The following is a 21,848-nucleotide window of genomic DNA, read 5'->3' on the forward strand; positions in this document are numbered from 1 at the left end:
GGCGCTCAGCAGGCTTCTTTATTAGGATAAGGTTAAATAAAGTTTGATTAGAGCCAACCATCTTGCTTTAATGAGCAGTCGTAGTAGAGGATTTACTATTAGACATCTTAACTTTTTTACACAAAAAAATTAAAGGAATCATAGCTAAAAAGCCCCAAGCTGCTAGCCAAGCTAAATCATTGGTAGAAAGCATATAGCCTTGTTGCTCAATCAGCTTTTCTAAAAGTTGATTAGAAACGTCGGATGTAAAAGAAGGATGATAATTTTCTAGAGTTTCATAGAATTTTTCTGTAGAAGAGTTGAAAATTGTTAAAGTTTCTGTAAGGCGAGCACGATGAAAGGTTTTAAGGCGAGTCCATAACTCAATAGACAAAGATGTTCCAAATCCACTCCCGACAAGAATACGGATAAAATTATAAAGACCCGAGGCGCTTGCATAGCGGTTTTTGGGGATATTACCCAAAGAGAGTTGTACAAGAGGTAAAAAGAAAATAGCTACCCCCAATCCTTGGAGGAAACGGGCAAGCATAATTGCTTGCAAGCTAATAGCCGTAGTAAAATGAGCTTGGTAAAAAAAACTTAAAGCAAAAAACAGAAAACTTAACGACGAAATAAAGCGAAGATCAAAGCGGCTCATATATTTTCCTACACTAGTAGAGAGTAGAAAAGGGATAATCCCTACAGGAGCTACCGCCAAACCTGCCCAAAAAGGGGTATAGCCTTGTTCTGTTTGCAGCCAAAGAGGAAGGGTCACAGTACTACCAAAATAAAATAAAAAGCCAATCGTAGTTGCAAGGCAGCCAAAAGCAAAATTGATATTTCTAAAAAAAGAAAGATCGACTACAGGATAAGGTTGATAATAAGTCCATATAATAAAATAGCTTAAGGCGATGATAGAAGCAATTGCAAGTGCGAGAATAGTGTTAGATTTAAACCAATCCAAATCCTTGCCTTTATCTAACATAATCTGTAAGCATCCTACTCCTAGCGATAACAAAGCAATCCCAATCCAATCGATGGGATTTCTTACCACTTGGCTGTCTTTATCTTTAAGTAAATACCAGGTTACACTGGCAGAAAATAAACCAATAGGAACATTCATATAAAATATCCATGGCCAACTATAAAAATCGGTCAAGTAACCACCTAGAATAGGTCCTAGAATTGGAGCTACAATAACAATCATTCCCCAAAAACCTAAAGCGTTCCCCTGCTTTTCCGGAGGATGATTAGCTAATAATAGAGTTTGGGATAAGGGAATTAACGAGCCCGCCACAGCGCCTTGCAATACACGAAAAAAAACAAGCATGCTAAGAGATGAAGAAAATCCACAAAAGAAAGAGGTAATGGTAAATAGAGCGATAGACCAGCAAAAAAGGCGTACTCGGCCAAAATAATCAGATAACCAACCGGTAAGGGGAAGAATGATAGCATTGCTAGCAGAAAATGAAGTGATCACCCAGGTGCCTTCCTCAGTACTTACATTCAAATTGCCAGCAATATAGGGAATGGCTACATTTGCAATCGAAGTATCTAGCACTTGAATAAATGTTCCTAAGCCTAGTGCCACATTAAGTAAAGTAAGCCTATATCCTTGTTCGTATTGTTCATTCTTCATCGCTAATCATCTTTTTTCTTTAAGTTTGCTTGAATTACTTCGTCGATTACATGATCGATGGGTTCTAAATGAACATTAAACACTGTAGTAGCAGCTAGAGGGCGGCCTGGAGAGGTGCTGGCAAGCATAGGTAAATCTTGATTGCTAATATCTACTTTAACTTTAGCAGAAATTCCTAAGCGCAAAGGATATTTTTTCATTTGCTCAGGCTCAACGCTTATACGTACAGGTAGGCGTTGAACAATCTTGATCCAATTTCCTGTCGCATTTTGAGGAGGGATTAAAGAGAACTTACTGCCGCTACCTGAAGCTATGCCCACGACTTTTCCTACATATTCTATCTTTGAACCATACATATCAAAATTGATCGTAGCCGGTTGGCCAATACGCATAAATTTTAATTGAGTTTCTTTAAAGTTTGCTTCTACCCAATAATCATTCTGGGAAATGATAGCCATAAGAGGCGTTTGCGGCCGTACGGATTGTCCTACGTTAACGGTACGTTGAGCTACATAACCTGTGGCGGGTGCATAAATGCGGCAATGCTGTAAATCATAATAGCTTTTACGGACTTGAGATTTGGCTTCAATAAGCAGAGGATGGCATTCTAAAGATGTATTTCCAACGGCTGCTATAGCAGCCGCTAGCTCTGCCTCAGCAATTTGGTGAGTAGCTTTCGCTATAGATAAGTCGGCTTTAGAATGAGTATATTCTTCTTTAGAGATAGCTTGCATTTCTACAAGGTGCGAGCGATTTTCATAGTCATAATTTGCTTTTGACAAAGCAATCTTGCGTGCTTCTAAGGTCGATTGGCTTGCTTTTACTTTCTCATAAAGCTGACGTACTTCTAAGACTGTGGAAGCCAAGGAGGCCAGAGAGTGCTCGTATTTGAGTAAATATTCTGTTTGGTCGAGTTGTACTAAAAGTTGGCCTTCGGTCACAAAATCCGTATCATCCACGTAATAAGCAATTACAGAACCGGTGATAGAGGGATTAATGTTAATCATATTCCCACTCGCGTAAGCATCATCTGTAGTTTCGTAACCTTGAAGATATAGCACATAGAGTAAACCCCAGCTTAGGCTTGCTAAGACCAAGATTAATGTAAATCCCCAAAGCTTTCTATTTCTCTTGATAGTATTAGAGGGAGATAAAGGGGAAGATGAGGGCTCTTGGCTATCTAGACTATCAGGGTTAGGCGATTTTTCAGAGGATTTATTAATCTTCTGCGGCCGGGCTACTGAATCTTTTATTGTATCTTCTATCATCCTGGACGTTTCTTCATTGGCTTTCATTATCGTATCCACCCCCTAATGCACTGATTAAGCTTGTAAATCGAATGTAATAATTTTCTAAGGCTACTAGCTTTTTATTCTCTTTAGAGGTTTGGTCAAACTCGGCGTCTAATACATCTAAGTAAGAAGCTAGATAATGTTTAAATTTTTCTTTAATAAGTAGTGAGTTTTCTTCTGATAGCTTGGTGATTTGTACAGAATCTTGCATTTCTTCAAAAGCATATTTTAACTCCGCTATGCTATCTAACACAGCTTGGACTGCTGTGAGAATAGATTGATTATACTGTTCGATGGCAATGTAATATTCTTCATGCGCTGTGCCTAAATTAGCTTGAAGGAGTCCTCCTTCAAAAATGGGCAAGTTAATGGCGGGGCTTGCTTGCCCATAAATACTTCTCCATTTAAAAAGGTCATGAGGGTGAAGAGTTTGATAGCCAAAAAGCCCCATTATGTTAAAGCTTGGATAGTAAGCCGCTCGTGCGACTTTAATTTTTTTTGCCGCTTCTTCTACTCGCCAGACGCTTGCTGTCACATCAGGCCTATGCGCTAAAAGGTTAAAGGGTAGATTTGTAGGTAGCGAAAAGAGAAAGAGGTCTTGATTTTCAATCGCGATTGCTTCTATCGGCTCACAGAAATCTCCTGCTATTAAGGCTTGCAGTTGATTTTTATAGGCTTTAATTTTAAGTTGGACTTGCTTGAGTAGCAATTGTGCTTCTAAATGATATGTTTGAGCCTTTTTTAGAACACATTGGTTATCAATATCATTTTTAACGCGTTTTTCTACCAATTGGAGGTACTCAGCGCGATTATGAAGTTTCTTTAAAGCCAATATTTTTTGCGCATAGGAAACCTGCAAACGGAAATAAGTTTGGGCTATAGAAGTACTTAATATGACGGAGGAAAAAGCTGTATCTGCTTTGCTAGCTAAAATTTCGCCTACAGCAGCTTTAAAGCTATTTAAATTTTGCTGCCATATATCGAGCTGGTAATGGGCGTCTAAATTAATTTCTGTCTGCGTAAAAATAAAGCCCCCGGAACGAGTAGGGGAAGCTGGAGGGGTAGTAAAAGTTGAGGCTGGGGGGGAGGATGAAGCTATAGATGCAATTGTACCTGTTTTACTTGTGCGCGACCGAGCTATATCGGTTTCAAGTTCTAGCGTAGGCCATAAAGCAGAACCTGCTGCTCGAGCAGCATAATTGGCTATTTTTATACGAGCTTGAGCAATTTTAATACCTGGATTATCAGATAACGCCTTGCTTATAAGCTTATCGAGTTGGCTATCGCCAAACATTAACCACCAGTGGGCCTGGGGCCATTCACCCGGAGTAAATGGCCCTTCATTAATTGTTGAGAGGAGCGATTCTTCTAAAGCTCTAGTAGGAAACTTATAAATATTGGGTTGACGTTGTTTTAAACAGCTCGTAAAATTGATTGTGATAAGGGATAAGAAAGCTAAGGTAGAAATTAAGGAAGGTATCTTATATTTTTTCATTGGCCTAGCAAGCATGATATAGGTGCGTAATTTTTCAAAACTTCTTTATTTACGTTTTTACTGAAATAAATTCTAGATATTTATTCCTACTTAAGCAGATTAAAAGATAGATTTTGTTCTTCAGGAGATTTTTTTGATTACTCACGCGCGACAAGGAAAAAGCTCCCTTCTCTTAATTACTGATTAAAAAATTTTCAAAATTTACTTTGAGGGCGAAGAAGAGCCAATGAAAAATTCTCTTTAAAGAAAAAGCGTACCGAAGGGTTAACCTACAGGGAGGGTTTATTATCAAGGATCACTTTCAATCTGTTGCTCGTGATTGATTGTCAGAGTAGTTCAGGGGAGCTTTTCTTTTCTTCTGGAAAGCAGGATTGCTTCTTTGCAAAAAGCTAAGCTAGCAATAATAGTTGAGACGATGTTTCATTTCCTGCGGCTATTATTAGGCGCTTTAAAAATAGATAAAAGGGCAAAGAGCAGGTAAGCGCTGGCTCTGTTTGATTAATTATTGGAAAAAAGTTTTTTTGTTTTAAAAGTGGCAGCTATGTATTTTTAGCTAATGATGACAGAAGAAAATCTGATGTAGTTTATTAATAAAGATCATCTCCAAAGTTTTTAATAACGGCGGTACATTTAGTGAAAAAATTAATTAAATTTTCATTTTTTTCAATTTCTGTAAGAGCTTCTTGGCAGGCTTCTTGGTGGAGATTATTAAAATTTTGTAGTAACAAAGGCCCGTGATAAAGGGCCCCAGCTAAGTTTACAATATCTTTAAATAGCCCTTCAATAAGTTTGAGGCGCTCTTCCGTTAAAGGATGCGCATAAAGATCGTAATTTCCTGTTTTCAAAAGCTTGTTAATTAATATATCCTCTTCTTGAACGGAAAGTTGAGCAATCCTTTGTCTAGCACTGGTAATGAGCTGATTCCTTTTATTAAAAACTTGTAAGGAAGGGGAGTTAAATTTAGCAGGGCATATAATCTGGCTAATGATTTCTTGAAATTGAGCATAATTAGCGACTTGGCTTGTGGCCAAAAGACTTGCTAAAATTTCACGCCCCTCAATTAAAGCTTTTTTTTCATCTAATGTTTGACTTAACGTACAAACTAAATCTGGATTTTCATAAATATTTTTATAAGCAAGCTTAATTATATATTTAAGGTCGTTTTGATAAGCAGCATCCTTTTCATCTGCAATTAAACTGTTAGAAATAAAAGAAGCACTTTCATCTTCAGGAATATTCGTTAAAATAGGTGAAGGTTTTAAAACCAGTTTCTGAGTGATTTCCTGCAGATAAGAAGTTTGGTAAGCATTCAAAAGAAGACACAATAGATAATGATAGTATTCACCATTTAACTGACGCTCAGGAGTGTAATATCGTAAAAACGTAGAAGGAAAAGCATCATTTGAAAGAGGGTAGTGGGTAGACAATTTACGTGCTGCACCATACACTGCATAATCCCTTGCTGCCCCTTTAGTGATATCATCAAGCAGCGAAGGAGTGTAGTCAATAAGAAAACGTAAAGCACGGACTTCAGCGTAAGAAAATAGGCTAGTAGGAGTTATTTTTATTTTAGACAGCTTAGTCTTGCTGCCAAAAGGAAGTACCGATAGCATGGCAAAGATAGGAAGACCATCATTTAAAAAAGCATTATAGCTATGGTATTTGGAGAATGACATATTGATTATTTGTAAAAACTGCTCCACAACAATAGCGCTTATATTTAGTGTATAAGCAAAACTTTTAAGAGTGATTTTTTGTATAGAGGAGTTGCTGTCTTTCCTAAAATTTTGTATGGAAAAGGCAAGAACAGAAAAAAATAGGGCTGAGATTAGCTCAACACTAGCAAAAACAGTGTTTAAAAGATAAGCACCGGTAAGAATTCCTTTAATTATGCCTCTTTTTAAAGCCCCTTGATCATTTATTGCATCAAGATGTTGCAAGGCTTGGGTTCCAAGGTTGCTGATTACATAATGGAGACGGTGGCATAAAGGCGTTGGATGCAACATATCCTTTTGACTAGAATCGGCTTGCACAATCTGGTGCATTGAAGGAGCCGTAGAGTTAATACCACCTAATTTATTCATAAGGTCCCAATATGATTAAAGCTGTGCCTTAATACTATCCGATTTATTAGTAATAAAGATAGTACAATTATTTGCTTAAAATAAATTTTTTATTGATAAATAGAAAGGCTGTGAAAGGAAAAAAATCCAGCATTTTAAACTCGATGATATACTTTTTTATTCTTGACAGTTAGGCAACTTTTCTTGATGACTCAAAGGTTACATTTTCTTGTACTGCATTTAAATGTTTACGAGAAGGCCTTAAAACAAAGATTTCATCTAGCGTCTTTTCGAAATCACGGAAGAGTTCTTTTGAATTTTCATGCTCAACAATTTCTCTTATGACTTGACACAAAGCATCCACTCTAGACTTTTCTACTAGACTCCCCAAGGTTGCTAAAGGGAGTTTGTTCTTGATGAGATTTGTTTGAGACAAATGAAAAAGAAAGCAGTGGTCAAACAGCAAGCTTAGAATCAAAGGTCGCTCTGATCCCTCAACGCCGCACTGTTTGGCCAAACTGCAAAACCCACAATGACTACTCCAATCTTCAATAAAAACCTCTACTAACCATCTTAAAGTATATCCTTGCATCACATCTTTCATATTCCATGAAAGATTTGCAGCCATAAGATAGCGATACTCATTTTCGCCCTCATATTTAAGGGCTATTACTAATCGTTTTTTGTGATGAGAAGGAACATATAATCTTGCTCCCCCGGCTTGCACTCCATTTTTTTTATCACCGCGAATGAAAATTTCCTGATTCCAGCCTTTGTAGGCTTCAAAGTACTCTTGGCATGAGAGAGACTTTTTACCTCGCATGACTTTTTGATTCTTTCTAAGTTGAGTAATGATTTGCACTCCAGGCCAAATACCTTCTACTCCATCTACAAACAAGCTGTTGCCGTAAAGAGCATCAGCCAGTACACAAGTGACCTTAAAAGCAGGAAATTCACAGGCAAAATTTTTAAGTAATTGTAAAGCTAGTGTATACTTTTTTGGATATTCTATTGACCTTTTAGGCTCTTTTGGACGGTCTTTTTTAGAGATTCCCAACTTTTTTAGCTTCCTCACTTCCTGTTGCCATCTTGTGAGTACAGGATCGGGAGAATAAAAGGCAAAGGAGACGGGAATGCAAAATTTTTTAGTCACTAGCTGAAGAAATACTATATTTTGACCACAAAAATAACCACTCGTTTTTTTATCACGGATTTTATGTAAATGATGCAACTTCTCAGCATTTTTTGATCGACTGTGATCTTTATCATCGATAACAAGGACCCCTTCTGTGATGCCATGTTTATGCAGGACCGCGCGAACACTACAAATTAGCAGACTATTCCAAGCAATCTTAGCACGTCTAAACATGGCCGATAAAGCCATCTTTTTATAGCTTTTAAGCCCAGCCCTCTCAAATTTTGCCCAACAGATTGAATTAGTAACTAATATTCCCATCAAACAAAACGCTAGCCAACACCATTGAATTTTGGATAAATTATTATGAGGATTTTCTTGTTTGAGGGCAACTTCCAGTTGATTTAGATATTCTTTAATAAAGGGAAGCGGTTGAGAAAACATAGACAAAAAAATTATTTTTAATTAATTGATAAGGTATAACAATATTTCATTAAAAATTAGTCAACAAGAAAAAAGTATATCATCGAGTTAAAGGATACTAGCAATTAGAAACAAAAAAAGAAAAAAGTTAACTTACCTGCAAAGATGTTTATCTCAATGAAAGCTTTTAACTTTTTTTGAAAGCTAAAATTATATGCTAACAAAGTATGAGGGGTTAAATAAGCTGCTGGCCTATATAAAAAGAGGGCACTGGGTAGAAGCCAAAAAGCCTATAAAAAAGTCTAAGGATATGGAAAAGCTAGGGAGCATTCTCCTGTGTCCTCTCTTGAATCTCTTGAATGGCTTTTTGGCAAGCTTGGACAAATAAGTTTTCAGCTCCGAAAGCTCTGTACACATCGCCTTGGTTTAAAATATTTACATCTACAAAAGTTCTAGATAGTAAATTGCCTTGGTGTAGCTCTCCTGATAAGGTGCCAATCTCATTAAAAAGCTGTTGTACAAATTTGGCACGCTTTTTGGAAAGACCCTGTTTTTCTATATCATAAGAGCCTAATTGTAGTAATTTTTTCATAAGAATTGCTTGTTCTTCAGAAGAAAGTTGATTTAGGCAATTTTTAGCATGAACAAGACGTTGGTACCTTGCATTATACGGCTTTAAGTCTACTGCTCTAAATTGAAGGGGACATACGATTTCAGCACGGAGCTCTTGTAATTGAGCGTAATTGGCAAGTTGCAGGTTAATATTATAAAGCGTTTCTAGCAGCTCTCGGCCATCTTCTATTGCTTTTACTTTATCCTTTTCTTTACTAAGTAAGCAAACTAACTCCTCATTATCATATAAGTCTATAAAAGCAGCCTTGATAAGGTATAAGATGTGTGTCTGATATTTTATATCCTTTGCATGAGTATTCACATTATAGCGATAAATATGATGAGTATTTTGATATCCCTCTAATAAGCTTGCTTGCATTAGATAGCTTCCGACTAAATTTAGTAACCGTAAGCGATAATGGATATCACGTAGGCTTTCAAAATTCAAACGATTCAACATATCAATACAGTCAGGATTTTGGCGTAAAAATATCTCTAAAGTAATGTTATCGTAGAGATTATTCCTAATGCTGGAAGAAAAATCTCTTGCTAACCCTCGTGAAATGTCTTGCAAAGCTGCAGGAGCTATCTCCAGAGCTATTCGAATAGCTTTTATCACAGAGGGTGCTAAGCTACCATCAGTAGGTAATCTACCAGCTTGACGATCAAAAGTATGCCCTATTAATTGAGGAATAAGTGCAGAAATGCCATGGATAGCGTGGCTAGCAGCTGCATTGAGACTGTGATATTTTGAGAAAAAGCCTTGCTTTAGGCAGGTCACTTGAAGGTCAGTGATCAAAGCTGAATTTAGGGAGTGAGCGCATAGCTTAAGAGTAATTTTTTGAAAAAGAGGCGAGCGGGCATTTAAAAGTATATGGCCAGCAAGGGCTATAGCCGCTAAAGCTGCCGTTACCAATCCTTCAATTATGGCCATCGGCGTATTTAATAGATAGCCTGTAGCTACAAAGCTTTTACTCAAAACAACGATAATTTTTCCATGCCAGCGTCTACTATTAGCGTGTTGCTGCATGGCTGTGCCCACATAGGTGATTCCGCGACACATCTGATGCGACAAAGGCTTGGGGTGAAGAACGTTTTTATTAGAGGCCTCTGGATACCTCAGCTGTCTTAAAACTAGGTTTATATCAGCTGCATTGATTGCTTGAAAATTCATAAACCCTCTCCTTATAGACTTTTGTAAGGGCTGCTTTAATAGAATTCACATTAATCCTCTACTTTAAAGAAAAGATAAAGATAAGAGATATGTATGGACTTTTAATCCCATTTGAGGTTTATCTTGCTTAATAGATAGTATTACCCTGCCATTGATGTATGGGCATACACACCATAAGCAATATTTAAAGGCATTTATACGAAAAAAAATACAAAAAATAAGGAATGGAATCCTTTACATTTCAAATAGATCTGCCTACATTTTAGTCCTTTAGCTATAAAAGCCAAAAATAGATTAGCAAATATAATCTGTCTTCTTTAACATCCTTTTTATTCTTATTCATGGAGTGCCAATATGCAAGAAGTTATAAAAACATTTGATATTACATCTTTTGAAAATCCGTTATCTGAAGAAATAAAAAAGGATGCTATTCAAACTTTAGAGCAAGGCAAAGTAGTCTATTTTCCTCATCTAACTTTTAACTTACACGAAGATGAATTACAATTTCTTTCTCCTCAGGTTGTAGCTCCTAAATCAAAGAACATCAGTTATGATGTGATAAGAGATCGATTAGGTGGAACAATTTGTAGAGGAGAGGAAGAGCAGAAATTAAAAAATATGATGCAGCGCTATGCTCTGCAAAGTCGCCTCTTTATTGAAAAGCTATTTCCCCATTATAAAGGGCATTTAAATCAAGCGCGTACAAGTTTTCGTCCTGCAGAAATAGCAGGAAGATCTAGTTCCTGGCGTAAAGATGATACTTTGCTCCATGTCGATGCTTTTCCTTCTTCACCTGTAAAGGGAAAACGAATCATGCGTTTTTTTTCAAATATTAATCCAGCCCAACAACCTAGGGTTTGGAAATTAGGGGAGCCTTTTTCTGAAGTAGTGCAAAAATTTGGAGTAAAATTAAAAAAACCGTTCCCTGGTCTAGCCTGGTTGTTAAAAGTAGTAGGCATTACTAAAGACTATCGCACCCTTTATGATCATTATATGATGAGTTTGCATGATTTAATGAAGGGAGATAAAGAGTATCAAAAAAATGCTAAACAGCAAGAAGTGTTGTTTCCACCTGGGAGCAGCTGGATAGTATATACAGATCAAGCTTCCCATGCGGCTCTTTCGGGCCAATATGTCATGGAGCAAACCTTCTACCTTCCTGTAGAAAGTTTACAGGACCCAGAAACCTCGCCCTTACGTGTATTAGAACGTTTCTATGGACAAGAATTAATTGAAAGTAGCTAAAGTATAAACCTCTGCGCGGGGGGGGGGGCCTATTAAGTAGGAAAATAAGTAGGCCCCTAACAAATCAAGGGCCTCTTTTGTCATTATTTAACTCGTATGCTTTCTAAATTTTTCACTTTAAGTAAGCGGTCACGGGGTAGGCCCAGCTTTAGAGGTAATTCTGAGGGCATCTGCAAAGCCAAAAATGCTTGCAAATAGCTGTTTTTTCTATTTATTGCACTTTTTGATTTACATTAGCTTTTTATTATCAGGAGCTTAAGTAGTTCTACTCCCGTGACCGCTTACCACTTTAAAGAAATTCTAAGAAAGCAAGTCGAAGATAAGTGTGCATAAAAAGCTTCAGTCAAACTTATAATGTAAATATGTCAAACTTTTTATTACTACCTTGCGGGATTTGCAATAAAAAAGCTCAGATAACATCAAAATCTAAGCATAAAAATTATTGGAAATGAACAATAATAGATTACTGCCTAAATTAAGCTAGAATAAACATTAGCCCCTAGTAATTATGAGAGGAGCCGCAGCCACAGGATGAACGTGCATTGGGATTACTAATTTTAAAACCAGCTCCCTGGAGTCCATCCACATAATCAATTTCTGAACCTAAAAGCCGAGGCACTATAGCTTTTTTTACGTGAATTTCGATAGCATGGGAAACAAATGTCTCATCATCTTCAGCAGCTTTTTCAGAGAAGTCCAATACATATTCAAAACCACTGCAGCCCGCCATTTTCTCTTCGAATCTAATGCCCCAGCCTGGTTTGCCCTCTTCGGCTAAAATCTCTAAGTATTTTTTGGCAGCGCGTTCAGTGATGGTAATGGTAGATAAATCCGCTTCTTCTTGTAAAAGGTTGTTAAGTCTTTCTACTAGCGTATTAATTTGGTCCTCATTCATTCCGTGGCCTAGCATGCCAGCCTCTAGGGTTTCCCAGGTAGCTGCATGGCATCCTACGCAATGAAGTCCTGCACGCGTAATTTCTTGCGCTAATTTTTGCGCTTTAAAGGGAAAAAGAGATAAAATTTGCTCAATAGTCATCTGACGATGGATGATGGTATTTTCTTGATTTTGTGTGCTTGTCATGCTCTTAACCTTTTCATTAAAATGATATTTTTACATTGCCTTTTTTGATGCGACACTGACAGGCAAGTCGCTCATCGCAGGTGCCTTCTCCAAGAAAATCTTCTTCTTCTTGTGTAGGGGAGGAGAGATTTTCTTTTCCCTCTTTAACAAGGATAACACAGGTTCCGCATACACCCTCGGTACAGGCGAAAGGCACTCCTGCTTCTTCACAAACTTCAGCAATTGGTGAATCATCAGGCAATTCGATCTCCTCGCCATTATGATCAAATATTAACTTGGCCACTTTTAAAGACTCCGCTATATGATTATAGGAATCATTATAAGCATATATCTAATAAAGAACAATGCCAATTAAATATTCTCGTTTTCTCGTGTAAATGCTCTGTAGGCTTTGTTAGTATAAATAATTAGAAAAAAACCGCTGAGGATAAAAGGCAAGCTTAAATATTGGCCCATTTGCATTTTTGATTCGTCAATAACAGCACTTTGCGAACTTTTAAAAAATTCTAAAAAAAATCGAGTGGAAAAAAGCAATATAAGAAATAACCCGGTCATAAAGCCAGATTTCTTGCGCACGAGAGCTCTTTGCCAAATTAAAAGGAGGAGAGTAAAGATAATTAGATAAGCAAAGGCTTCATAAAGTTGGACTGGATGACGAGGCAGAGGAAGGCTATGATCGGCAGGATTTCCAAATATTACCGCCCAGGGCGCTTGGGAAGGTGTCCCTAGTATTTCCTGATTGAAGAAATTGCCTACACGAATACAAGCGCCAGCTAAAGCTGCAGGCACGGCTATCATATCTGCAATTGTTAAGAAAGTTAATTTAGGAAATTTTTTACGAATAGATAAGCGGTAAATAGCTAGGGCTAATAAAATGCCAACAGCACCTCCATGGCTGGCCAGACCTCCTTCCCAAACTTTTAAAATATCTATAGGGTAATGTTGATAATAAGGCCAATCATAAAAAAAAACGTGGCCTAAACGAGCACCAATAATGATACCCGTAACTACGTACCATGTAAGACGATCAGTTAAGGCTAAGGCTATGGGGGATATATCTTTACTATTTTTTTGAGGACAACAGCGTTCCAACAACATAGTTCGCATAAGATGAAGAACGATGGAATAACTTAATATAAGGCCCAATACAAAAAAAAGGCCATACCAGGCAATCGGCCTGTTAACAAGAGGAAGAGTGAAAATATCTTTAGAGGGATTCCAGTATAGCCAGGCGATCAATAGGTGCATATAAAAAGCCTTTAGAAGTCAAAGGCTCCTATGTCAAGGCATAGGAGCCTTTTTGATCGGAGTAGAGGGATTCGAACCCCCGACCTACTGCTCCCAAAGCAGCCGCGCTAGCCAAGCTGCGCTATACTCCGAAGAAAAGACGAATTATAAGCAGGAGGGTCTTTTCCAGCAAGCAATTTCTAAGGGGCTTAGTGATATTTCTACCTAAAAACTCAAAATAACCGTTTATAGGCAGGTTTAGCTAAAAAAAGTTATTTAGAGTGGATGTAATACAACTTGGGTATCCCCCAAGTTATGCTTGGACCTATTTAAAAGAAGTATCTTCTCTAATCTTGAATGCTTGAGAACCTAATTGAGTGGGCCTTCTTAACAACCTCTTGAATAGAATTTTTTTAATAGACATATTATTTAGATGTGCATAGATCCTTAAATTAATGAGACCATGTGAAAAAGCTTATATGAAATCATTACAGGTAGAAGTCATTGGTTAAGAAACACTTTCTGCTACAGCTATGCTTCAGCTTTTAGGCTCATTAAAATCAATTTTTTTCTGAATGGATTGATAGGCGCTAATAATATCTTTATCATTCATCTCCATGCCTTTTTTTATCAGACGTACACTAGACATCACTGTGGAATGGTCTTTAGAAAAGATATCGCCAATTTTTGTAAAAGGCATTTGCAGTGTCTGCCGACAGAGATACATTGCCAATTGTCGAGGAAAAACACAATCTCGGCTTTGCGCTTTTCCCAAAATATCTTCTGATTTAATGCCAAATATTTCAGCGATACTTTTAATTATTTTGTCGGGGGTGAGTACATATTGTTTTTCTTCAATCAGTAGATCACTTAAAATCTGTTTAGCGATAGGGACAGTTATACCTACGGTGGAGTGCTTTGCCATTTGCTCATTGAGATGCGAGCGTAAAACTAAAGCTTCTAGAGCACGAATCAGCGCTTTACTACTGCTAGGAAAATTATCTAATAGAAACTCAATAATTTTAGCATGAAGAGGAAAGTTAAAGAATTGGGCTTTCTTACGAATGGCAAGAGCTAATTCTTCTCTAGACAGGGGAAATAGATTAAGGACAACTCCCCATTCAAAACGGCTAACCAAGCGGGGTTCAATGTAGGTAAGTTCTGCAGGAGAGCAGTTTGCACTTAAGATAATCTGTTTATTATCCAGGTGAAGAGTATTAAAGGTATGAAAAAATTCTTCCTGAGTGGCCCCTTTTTTAGAAAATTCTTGGACCCCATCTATGATGAGGACATCACTATTACGATAAGCCTGACGGAAAATACTCATCTCTCCTACACGAATGGCTGAGACTACATGTTCAGTAAAGGTTTCGGCTCGAGAGTAAAGGACATGAAGCCCTTGACTACGCAGAGCTTGAGCAGTAGCCATCAGTAAATGCGTTTTACCAGCTCCTGAGCTACCGTGGATAAAAATAGGATTAAATGTACCTAGTTCTTTAGATGGACCAGAATGAGCCAAGCTAAGTAATAATTTCTCTACTAATATATTTTTTTCTGAAGAAACATAATGTTCAAATGTACAGTAAGGGTCTAATTCATCAAAACATAAGGTGAAGGGGGCGTGACTGGATAAAGCTGCACTTTTTAATGAAGAGCTTTTTGCTTTACGAGGTAAGCTGTTTGCAACACTTAAGTGAACTTTTATTTTTTTATTATTGTTGTTAACAAATTTGGTGAGGATCTTTTGACGCATATGTTCTTCAAACCATAGGGCTTGAAAAGAATCTTTAGCTTCCAGATATAAATTAGCCGCATCAAAACGGAGAATTTTTAAGGATTTCAGCCATTTATGGACGGTTTCACTGCCTAGTTCAATTTCCTGTAAGGCGAGAAATTCATTCCATGCGTGCATTTCGATTGTCCCAGCTATGGTTTAATCTCGTGCGAGAGGACTCGCACGATTGTTGAAAAGGGTTAGGCCATCCTTTTTATTTTTTAACAATTTTTTGGCCGACTTCTATAACTTGGGGACGCAAGGCTTTTTTTTGAAGCTGCCTTGAAGTCCACCATTGCTGTAAAATACCTAGTAGCATAGAGGATAGCCAATAAAGATTGAGCCCGGAAGGAAAATTATAAAACATCACGGCAAATACTCCGGTCATGATTGTACTCATCGAGCGTTGCTGCCTTTGTTGCTCTGTCATCTGGCTAGGATCTTTAGGGCCTGTAGTCATATAGCGTTGTTGGATGAACATCACTCCGCCTAAAAGAATAGGAAGTAAGTGAAATTGATTTCCAATAAAAAAGAGAGGGGTATTCCAACTAAATAGCACATCAGGGGCTGTTAAATTATCAATCCATCCCGGAATAAAGCTAGCTCCCCGTAATTCAAAAGTGGATTTCAATAAATCGAACATTCCAATAAGAAATGGCATCTGTATCAGTAAAGGAAAGCAACCTGATATGGGGTTAACTCCTCGCTCTCTGTATAAAGACATAATTTCCAGCTGAGCTTTCTTAGGATCTTTTTTATACTTTTCTTGAATAGCCGTTACTTCAGGAGCAATTTGCTGCATACGTAACATGGATTTTGTAGACCATGCATTTAAGGGATACATCATCAGCCGTAATGCTATAGTTAATAAAATAATTGAAAATGCCCATGAGCTTGTGAGGCGATAAAAGAATTTCATCAAAATAAACAAAAACTTAGCAAATGGTTCAGAGATAAAGGCAAACCATCCATGAAAAGTTTGAGAGGCAATGTAGTCAGGATTGTATCCTGTTGTGGAATCACTATACATGGCATCCACTTTTTTCAAAATACTATCAGCAAACGGGCCGCTGAAGATACGGAAGTTCATAGAGCCTCCGTCACTAGCAAGGGGTAGTAGTGACATGTATCCGGGCATGTTAGCTGCTTTAAAACGATTATACTGCTGGTCCAATTGAACCAAACGTGAAGGGGCTATCGTTCCTGGAACCTGCTGTACTCTGTATCCTGCATCAATTTTAGATAAAGGATCAAGGATTATGCCAAAAAAGCCATTGGAATCCACAATCCAATCTACATACACAGAACTTACCGTGAAGGCATCTTTAGGCAGGTCAATATTTTCTACCGAGGATTTATGGTTACGAGTAATTCTATATTTTAAAGCAGGTGCTGGACTTCCAGATATCCATTCCACCTCAGGAACTCCTGAGGTTAACCATAAGCCGCGACTGTCTCCTTTTATCTCAATTGTTAAGTCAAAAGTATAGGGGGCTGTTTGCTCATCGTTTCTTAAAGTATATGTTTTCGTTATTTTTCGATGCGATTGGCTAGCCTCAAATACAATTGTATGGCTATCAAATTTCTTCACTTCATAGATAAGCTCTGCAAATTCAGGATATTCTGAAACAATATTAGTTGCATAAAAGCGTGGTGGTAGACGTGTAGGTTTTTTCTGCCCTTTTATTACTAAATCGCGTCTTAAAAGCGGATAATATCCGCCTAATGATCCTTTTTGATGCAAGGCTCTGTCAGGAGTATAATAAGCATGGGCAGGAAAATGAGCATTAGAAGGATGGTTTTTAACCATGTCACGATCATATTCAATTTCTTTTACCACACTGGCCGGATTTTTAGCGCTTTGAAAAGGAAGATTAATTTCTACAATGGAACCCCCATGGTTAGAAAAAACAAGCTGCTGGTAGGCATTTTCTAACACAAAAAACTTTTCCTCTGCCTTTTGCAGCGAGGGGGACGCTCGTTTAGCTTTAGGCATTGAAATAATATTTTCGGTGCCCATAAATTCATTCATTAACTTAAGACTACCGTTTTCTTGCTCATAAATTCCTACGGGTAGATACCCCGAAGCGGTATTTAATAAAGCAATAGCATTGGAAGGAAGGTAATTTCTAATTTGATTCTCATAGTCTTGCTCCTTCTGCTTTAGCAGGGCTAATTTGACCAGAGGAATAGATAGCTGCCCATCTTTATATTCTCCCCATATGATTTTTGGAGCAGCCATTTTAGGGTTAATCTTTCCATTAGCTTCTACAATTTGTAAATCAAATGAACCAAAATCCGGAAGCTCGCTTACTTGCAATTTAATTCCATTTTCTGCTGCATAAATTACAGGCTGTTCGATAGAGCCTTCTTTAAAAAGAAGTTTAAATGCGCGTGGCTTGCTATCTTCTAGAAGTTTTCTGCTATACGCAATTTGAGGAAGGTGTTCGTCCCATGCAAGGGCCATCACCACATTATTAATCTCCACACCCGTAGTGAGAAAATTTGTGGCGTTCTCATCAGCATACAAATTAATTAAGGGGAGGTTGCTAGGATTTTCAGTCTTCTGGCTAATCTCTTTATCTAACTGTTGCTCGATCTGTAGAGCTTTAGCTTTTTGCTGGGCTGTCCATTCCTTTAGGTTTTCTTGATTTTTTCCCTCGAAGTACCAATTAACACCAAATAAGGTCAAGGCTAGACACAAAACAAATAGCGCGGTTCGCTTATCCATAAGTAGACTTTTTTGTTGAAGTTTAAAGATAAATTAAGAACATTAGCATACATCTCTCTAATCATGCAATTTAAATTCCCCTAGACGAGCCCTTGTCAGGGGAAGAGAAATGATAGAGTTAAATCCGATATTTATTGGGTGTAAGATTACCCTTGATTTTGTCTCTTAGGAGGTGTATTTTTTATCATGATACCAGACATTCGAAGTAAAAAGAATAGACTACTCTACCCTTGATGCTCATTCTCATGTTTTTTAATGACCTTATAACGGGCAACTTTTAAGCAGATAGATCATGAAATTTCCAGTTTTTACGGCAGTCAATGAGCCTTACCTGTTAAAGATAGCTGATTGAGTCGATAAGGTTTTAATCATACTAGACTTTAAATCTTATAATTTTTTTAAGAAGATGTCTAAAAATCTAAGTAATTGGTGAAATAATTTTCCTTCAAAGATATGGGATATCTAATGGTTTTTTTAGCCCTACGTTTCTACTCCAGAGATAAGTGGATGAAAGAAAGATTATTGAAAGCTTTATTATCTCTTCTTCTGGCATGGAGAGCCGAAATTGCAGCTGTGCCAGAAAAGAAATTAGAGGCTTCAAACTGTGAAAGCTCCTTGCCAGTTGAAGCACAACCCCCCCAGGTTTCCCCTAAAGATAGAGGGTTAACACAAAAAAATTGGGCGATTGCTTATTATAAAGATCAGGAGCAAGAAAAATCCTTTAAAGCTTTCCTTGAATCTTTAAAAGAGGTTCCAGCTGTAGAGGCTGTTAACATCTCCCCAGACGAAAAGCTAATTTATGACCAAGCTTTAAAGATTTATTTAGAAGATGCTGGCTATGATCCTGACAAGACAGCCACAAAAATCATTTCACAATTTGAACCTTTTTTTATAAAGAATCCTAATTTTTATCATCTAAGCTACTTATTAGCAATGAGTAAAGCAAATTTGGGTTTATACGAACAATTTTTTGAGCTGTTTTACAATGCCTATCTTCACGATCCCCAACATTTTCTCGCTTATAAAGCTAAAGCTGCACTCTACATTAAACTTTTCGAAAGAGCTAAAACAGAAGAAGAGCGGCAGGCTGCACGTCTACAAATATTAAGCCATGCTAGGAAAGCAGTAGCTATAGAGCCTTACGATACAAGTCTCTATCGGATGATCTTAGGATTTACCCAGAAAGATGCCAAGGGGCAGGTTTTATCGACTTACCTTAACAGCATTCTCGAACAAAATGTAGTATTATCGCGTATAGACATTCCTTATTATGTTGAGATAGCTCTTGCTTTTCATCAATATGATTTAGCCCAAAGATTGTTAGATAAAGCTAAGCAATGGTATGCTTTTAGTCGTGTAATTAATCTGGCCCAAAAGCTTTTAGATGAAAAGCGTGGTCATTTTCAAAAATAATTAGGAAAGTATGGAACTTAGAACAAAAGAAGCGAAAATATTAGGGGATTATACTGTTATCAAACAGATAGGCCAAGGATCGCTAGGGAATGTTTATTTAGCCGAGCATCGCTTTATGAAAAAGCATTATATCCTAAAAGTTCTTCCGGAAGAGCTGAGTGCCGATAGAGCTTTTATTCAGCGTTTTGAAGAAGATGTAGCTAATTTATCCGCTCTAGATCATCCGCATATAGTTAAAATTCATAATGTTTCCTACTCGCATGGACAATACTTTTTAGTTACCGATTGTGTAGTAGATGAATTGGGTGAAACAACCAATTTAATGCAATATATGGTGGGCCGGGGCAAACGACTAGAGGAAGAAGAATTATTTCGTCTGCTCAGACAGATTGCTGAAGCATTGGATTATGCGCATGGAAAAAAACTTGTCCATCGTGGCCTTAAGCTTAATAATATTTTGGTAAGTAATAGACTAGGAGCACAAATTGACCTTTATCTTTCGGATTTCGGCCTTTCGCGTATTGTCGGTGTAGGATCTGTCTTAACGCGCATATATAAGAATGTAGCCGAATCTTTAGGTATTGGATCTGCCGTAAATCCTATTAAAGCAGGGCAGGAACGGTACGTAAGCTCGGTGGAAAATTCAAAGTTAATTCCCTTGCACGCTTCTTTTTTACAGACTTACTTTTTTTTAGCTCCTGAGCAAAAACGCTTGGATACATCCAAAATAGTAGATGTGCAAGTGGATTGTTATGCTTTTGGAGTGCTGGCGTATTATTTATTGATGAATGAGTTTCCAGAAGGCATTTTTGAAATGCCTTCCGAGCGTCCAGACTTGCGGTGGAACTGGGATAGATTAATATCAAGTTGTCTACAAAATGATCCTGCTAAGCGTCCAGAATCGCTTGTGTACGAGCTTGATAAAATGCAAGCTTCGCCTGCTAAAGCTCTTTCTGTTGAGGGTTTAGCAGAGGAGGGTTTAGCAGAGGTTTATATACTTGATCAACCTGCATTAAAAGAGGCAGAAAGGGCTACCCAAAAAGTAATTAAGCATGACGAAAAGCAAGCGGCTACATTAAGGCCTATCCTTCGTACCGCCCAATTAGAAAGGCCTCAAACAGATCCGGATCCGGCTGCTGTCTTTCAGATTGATACCAGCGTAAAATCTTACCGCCCCGAATATAAAGAAGTAAAAAATATTCAACCTCTTTTAACTGATATGGTCATTGTATCAGGAGGGAGTTTTTATCGCGGTAGTAATGATGGAAACCGCGATGAGGTACCTCGCCATCAAGTAATTTTAGCTGGTTTTGCTATCGATATCCATCCGGTAACTAACGAGCAGTTTGTCCGCTTTTTAGAGGTCATGGGTGGAGAAAAAGATAGCAATCATCAAGATATTATCCGTATGCGTGATTCAAGAATCAAACGTAGTGGCGGTAAATTAAGTATTGAATCGGGATATGCTAAACATCCAGTGGTGGGGGTAACCTGGTATGGGGCTGTAGCTTATGCCAAGTGGATAGGAAAACGCCTTCCTACAGAAGCAGAATGGGAAATTGCAGCACGAGGTGGACAAGAAAATTCTCTTTATCCTACAGGTGAAGAGATTGAAAAATCTCAAGCTAACTTTTTCAGTTCGGATACTACTGCGGTGATGAGTTATATTCCTAATGGGTATGGCCTCTATGACATGGTAGGAAACGTCTATGAATGGTGTCAAGATTGGTACGGTTATAATTACTATGAGATATCCATTCAAGAGCCGGAAAATCCTAAAGGGCCTTTACAAGGTGTTTACCGGGTCTTAAGGGGAGGCTGTTGGAAAAGTCTAAAAGAAGACTTACGGTGCTCAAGGCGGCATCGGAACAATCCAGGTACTGTGAATGGAACCTATGGCTTCCGTTGTGCTGCTGATGTTCAATGAAGGATATCTGTGATCACTATATTATTTGTGTGCCTAGGTAATATTTGTCGCTCGCCAGCTGCTGAAGGAATCTTACGTCACCTCATTAATCAAGAGGTTGCTTTAAAAAATGTAAAAGTGCAAAGCTGTGGATTAGGCTCATGGCATGTAGGGCAACTTCCTGATGCATGTATGAGGCAGGCCGCTTCCAAGCGCGGCATTTATCTAACTTCTCCTGCACAAGCCTTTCATCCAAAGTTTTTAGAAGATTTTGATTACATTTTTGCTGCAGATCAGGAAATTCTGCATCATTTATACTTGCGCGCTAAAACAGTAAAGCAAAAGGCAAAGATTCATTTATTGACCGCATTTAGTCAAATTTATCATCATCAAAACATTCCTGATCCTTTTTATAAGGGAGAGACAGCCTTTGATGAGGTGTTGGATATGATCGAAGAGGCTTGTAAAGGATTTATCGAACATTTAAAAACTCGAAATAAACATGCGGAAGCATCTGCCTAGTGTTTAATCAACCTCTTTTTTTTAAATTTTTTTTAGGTAGATGTACCCCTTAGATTGAATGGATTGACTAGGGAAATAGCCTTTACTCAATATCAAATTTGTGATAAAATAAACTCCTTTCCAATGCTAGCCTTATA

15 protein-coding genes and 1 tRNA gene are annotated in these 21,848 nt (G+C 37.8%); 4 read left to right on the forward strand and 12 right to left on the reverse strand.

The genetic code is table 11. From position 1 onward, the window contains the following. Positions 1-67: 67 nt before the first annotated feature. From TY21_RS03885 to TY21_RS03910, 6 genes are all read right to left on the reverse strand, one after another. On the reverse strand, positions 68-1,618 hold the full coding sequence (locus TY21_RS03885; protein WP_042242853.1) for a DHA2 family efflux MFS transporter permease subunit: 1,551 nt from the start codon (positions 1,616-1,618) through the stop codon (positions 68-70). A 2-nt stretch (positions 1,619-1,620) separates the two neighbouring features. Further along, positions 1,621-2,886 carry an HlyD family efflux transporter periplasmic adaptor subunit gene (locus tag TY21_RS03890; protein WP_158623017.1) on the reverse strand — a complete coding sequence of 422 codons (1,266 nt, stop codon included), beginning with the start codon at positions 2,884-2,886 and terminating at the stop codon, positions 1,621-1,623. A 13-nt stretch (positions 2,887-2,899) separates the two neighbouring features. Continuing rightward, positions 2,900-4,405 carry an efflux transporter outer membrane subunit gene (locus TY21_RS03895; RefSeq protein ID WP_158623018.1) on the reverse strand — a complete coding sequence of 502 codons (1,506 nt, stop codon included), beginning with the start codon at positions 4,403-4,405 and terminating at the stop codon, positions 2,900-2,902. A gap of 587 nt (positions 4,406-4,992) precedes the next feature. Further along, positions 4,993-6,489, reverse strand: coding sequence for a hypothetical protein (locus tag TY21_RS03900; RefSeq protein ID WP_042242836.1), 1,497 nt, complete (start codon positions 6,487-6,489; stop codon positions 4,993-4,995). Positions 6,490-6,658: 169 nt separating this feature from the next. Further along, on the reverse strand, positions 6,659-8,047 hold the full coding sequence (locus tag TY21_RS03905; RefSeq protein ID WP_130589527.1) for a transposase: 1,389 nt from the start codon (positions 8,045-8,047) through the stop codon (positions 6,659-6,661). Between the two features lie 298 nt (positions 8,048-8,345). Continuing rightward, a complete protein-coding gene (locus TY21_RS03910; RefSeq protein WP_042239146.1) occupies positions 8,346-9,812 on the reverse strand; it encodes a hypothetical protein in 1,467 nt (488 codons plus the stop codon). A 354-nt stretch (positions 9,813-10,166) separates the two neighbouring features. Between TY21_RS03910 and TY21_RS03915 the strand changes: the two genes are divergently transcribed. Then, positions 10,167-11,057 (forward strand): Kdo hydroxylase family protein, encoded by an 891-nt coding sequence (locus TY21_RS03915; RefSeq protein ID WP_042239144.1) that lies wholly within the window; start codon positions 10,167-10,169, stop codon positions 11,055-11,057. Between the two features lie 499 nt (positions 11,058-11,556). Here the strand turns inward: TY21_RS03915 and TY21_RS03920 are convergent, their stop codons facing one another. The 6 genes from TY21_RS03920 to yidC form a co-directional block, all read right to left on the reverse strand. Further along, entirely contained in the window at positions 11,557-12,138 is a 582-nt protein-coding gene (locus tag TY21_RS03920) for an iron-sulfur cluster assembly accessory protein (RefSeq protein WP_052243902.1), read from the reverse strand. A gap of 16 nt (positions 12,139-12,154) precedes the next feature. Beyond that, on the reverse strand, positions 12,155-12,421 hold the full coding sequence (locus tag TY21_RS03925; protein ID WP_039384800.1) for a 2Fe-2S iron-sulfur cluster-binding protein: 267 nt from the start codon (positions 12,419-12,421) through the stop codon (positions 12,155-12,157). A gap of 68 nt (positions 12,422-12,489) precedes the next feature. Then, positions 12,490-13,386 (reverse strand): prolipoprotein diacylglyceryl transferase, encoded by an 897-nt coding sequence (lgt, locus tag TY21_RS03930; protein WP_042239141.1) that lies wholly within the window; start codon positions 13,384-13,386, stop codon positions 12,490-12,492. 56 nt (positions 13,387-13,442) lie between these two features. Next, positions 13,443-13,517: transfer RNA gene (locus TY21_RS03935), tRNA-Pro, on the reverse strand. A 386-nt stretch (positions 13,518-13,903) separates the two neighbouring features. Then, positions 13,904-15,277 (reverse strand): DnaA/Hda family protein, encoded by a 1,374-nt coding sequence (locus tag TY21_RS03940; RefSeq protein WP_042239139.1) that lies wholly within the window; start codon positions 15,275-15,277, stop codon positions 13,904-13,906. A gap of 76 nt (positions 15,278-15,353) precedes the next feature. Beyond that, positions 15,354-17,870, reverse strand: coding sequence for a membrane protein insertase YidC (gene yidC, locus TY21_RS03945; RefSeq protein WP_042239137.1), 2,517 nt, complete (start codon positions 17,868-17,870; stop codon positions 15,354-15,356). 465 nt (positions 17,871-18,335) lie between these two features. On the opposite strand from yidC, the gene TY21_RS03950 reads away from it, so the two are divergent. From TY21_RS03950 to TY21_RS03960, 3 genes are read left to right on the forward strand one after another with little or no spacing between them, the layout of a single operon-like run. Continuing rightward, complete coding sequence (locus tag TY21_RS03950; RefSeq protein WP_052354332.1) at positions 18,336-19,283, forward strand: hypothetical protein; 948 nt, start codon at positions 18,336-18,338, stop codon at positions 19,281-19,283. Positions 19,284-19,293: 10 nt separating this feature from the next. Next, complete coding sequence (locus TY21_RS03955; RefSeq protein WP_042239134.1) at positions 19,294-21,210, forward strand: bifunctional serine/threonine-protein kinase/formylglycine-generating enzyme family protein; 1,917 nt, start codon at positions 19,294-19,296, stop codon at positions 21,208-21,210. A 9-nt stretch (positions 21,211-21,219) separates the two neighbouring features. Then, positions 21,220-21,711: a low molecular weight protein-tyrosine-phosphatase gene (locus TY21_RS03960; protein ID WP_042239131.1), complete on the forward strand. Its 492-nt coding sequence runs from the start codon at positions 21,220-21,222 to the stop codon at positions 21,709-21,711. The last annotated feature ends 137 nt before the right edge of the window (positions 21,712-21,848 follow it).

This window comes from Neochlamydia sp. S13 (genome assembly GCF_000648235.2).
Lineage (GTDB): Bacteria > Chlamydiota > Chlamydiia > Chlamydiales > Parachlamydiaceae > Neochlamydia.

Coding starts and splice junctions, on each gene's coding strand:
- TY21_RS03885 (WP_042242853.1), bottom strand. CDS start 1,618: ATGAAGAATGAACAATACGAACAAGGATATAGGCTTACTTTACTTAAT.
- TY21_RS03950 (WP_052354332.1), top strand. CDS start 18,336: ATGGTTTTTTTAGCCCTACGTTTCTACTCCAGAGATAAGTGGATGAAA.
- TY21_RS03920 (WP_052243902.1), bottom strand. CDS start 12,138: ATGACAAGCACACAAAATCAAGAAAATACCATCATCCATCGTCAGATG.
- TY21_RS03915 (WP_042239144.1), top strand. CDS start 10,167: ATGCAAGAAGTTATAAAAACATTTGATATTACATCTTTTGAAAATCCG.
- TY21_RS03890 (WP_158623017.1), bottom strand. CDS start 2,886: ATGATAGAAGATACAATAAAAGATTCAGTAGCCCGGCCGCAGAAGATT.
- TY21_RS03910 (WP_042239146.1), bottom strand. CDS start 9,812: ATGAATTTTCAAGCAATCAATGCAGCTGATATAAACCTAGTTTTAAGA.
- TY21_RS03900 (WP_042242836.1), bottom strand. CDS start 6,489: ATGAATAAATTAGGTGGTATTAACTCTACGGCTCCTTCAATGCACCAG.
- yidC (WP_042239137.1), bottom strand. CDS start 17,870: ATGGATAAGCGAACCGCGCTATTTGTTTTGTGTCTAGCCTTGACCTTA.
- TY21_RS03955 (WP_042239134.1), top strand. CDS start 19,294: ATGGAACTTAGAACAAAAGAAGCGAAAATATTAGGGGATTATACTGTT.
- TY21_RS03940 (WP_042239139.1), bottom strand. CDS start 15,277: ATGCACGCATGGAATGAATTTCTCGCCTTACAGGAAATTGAACTAGGC.
- TY21_RS03905 (WP_130589527.1), bottom strand. CDS start 8,047: ATGTTTTCTCAACCGCTTCCCTTTATTAAAGAATATCTAAATCAACTG.
- TY21_RS03895 (WP_158623018.1), bottom strand. CDS start 4,405: ATGAAAAAATATAAGATACCTTCCTTAATTTCTACCTTAGCTTTCTTA.
- lgt (WP_042239141.1), bottom strand. CDS start 13,386: ATGCACCTATTGATCGCCTGGCTATACTGGAATCCCTCTAAAGATATT.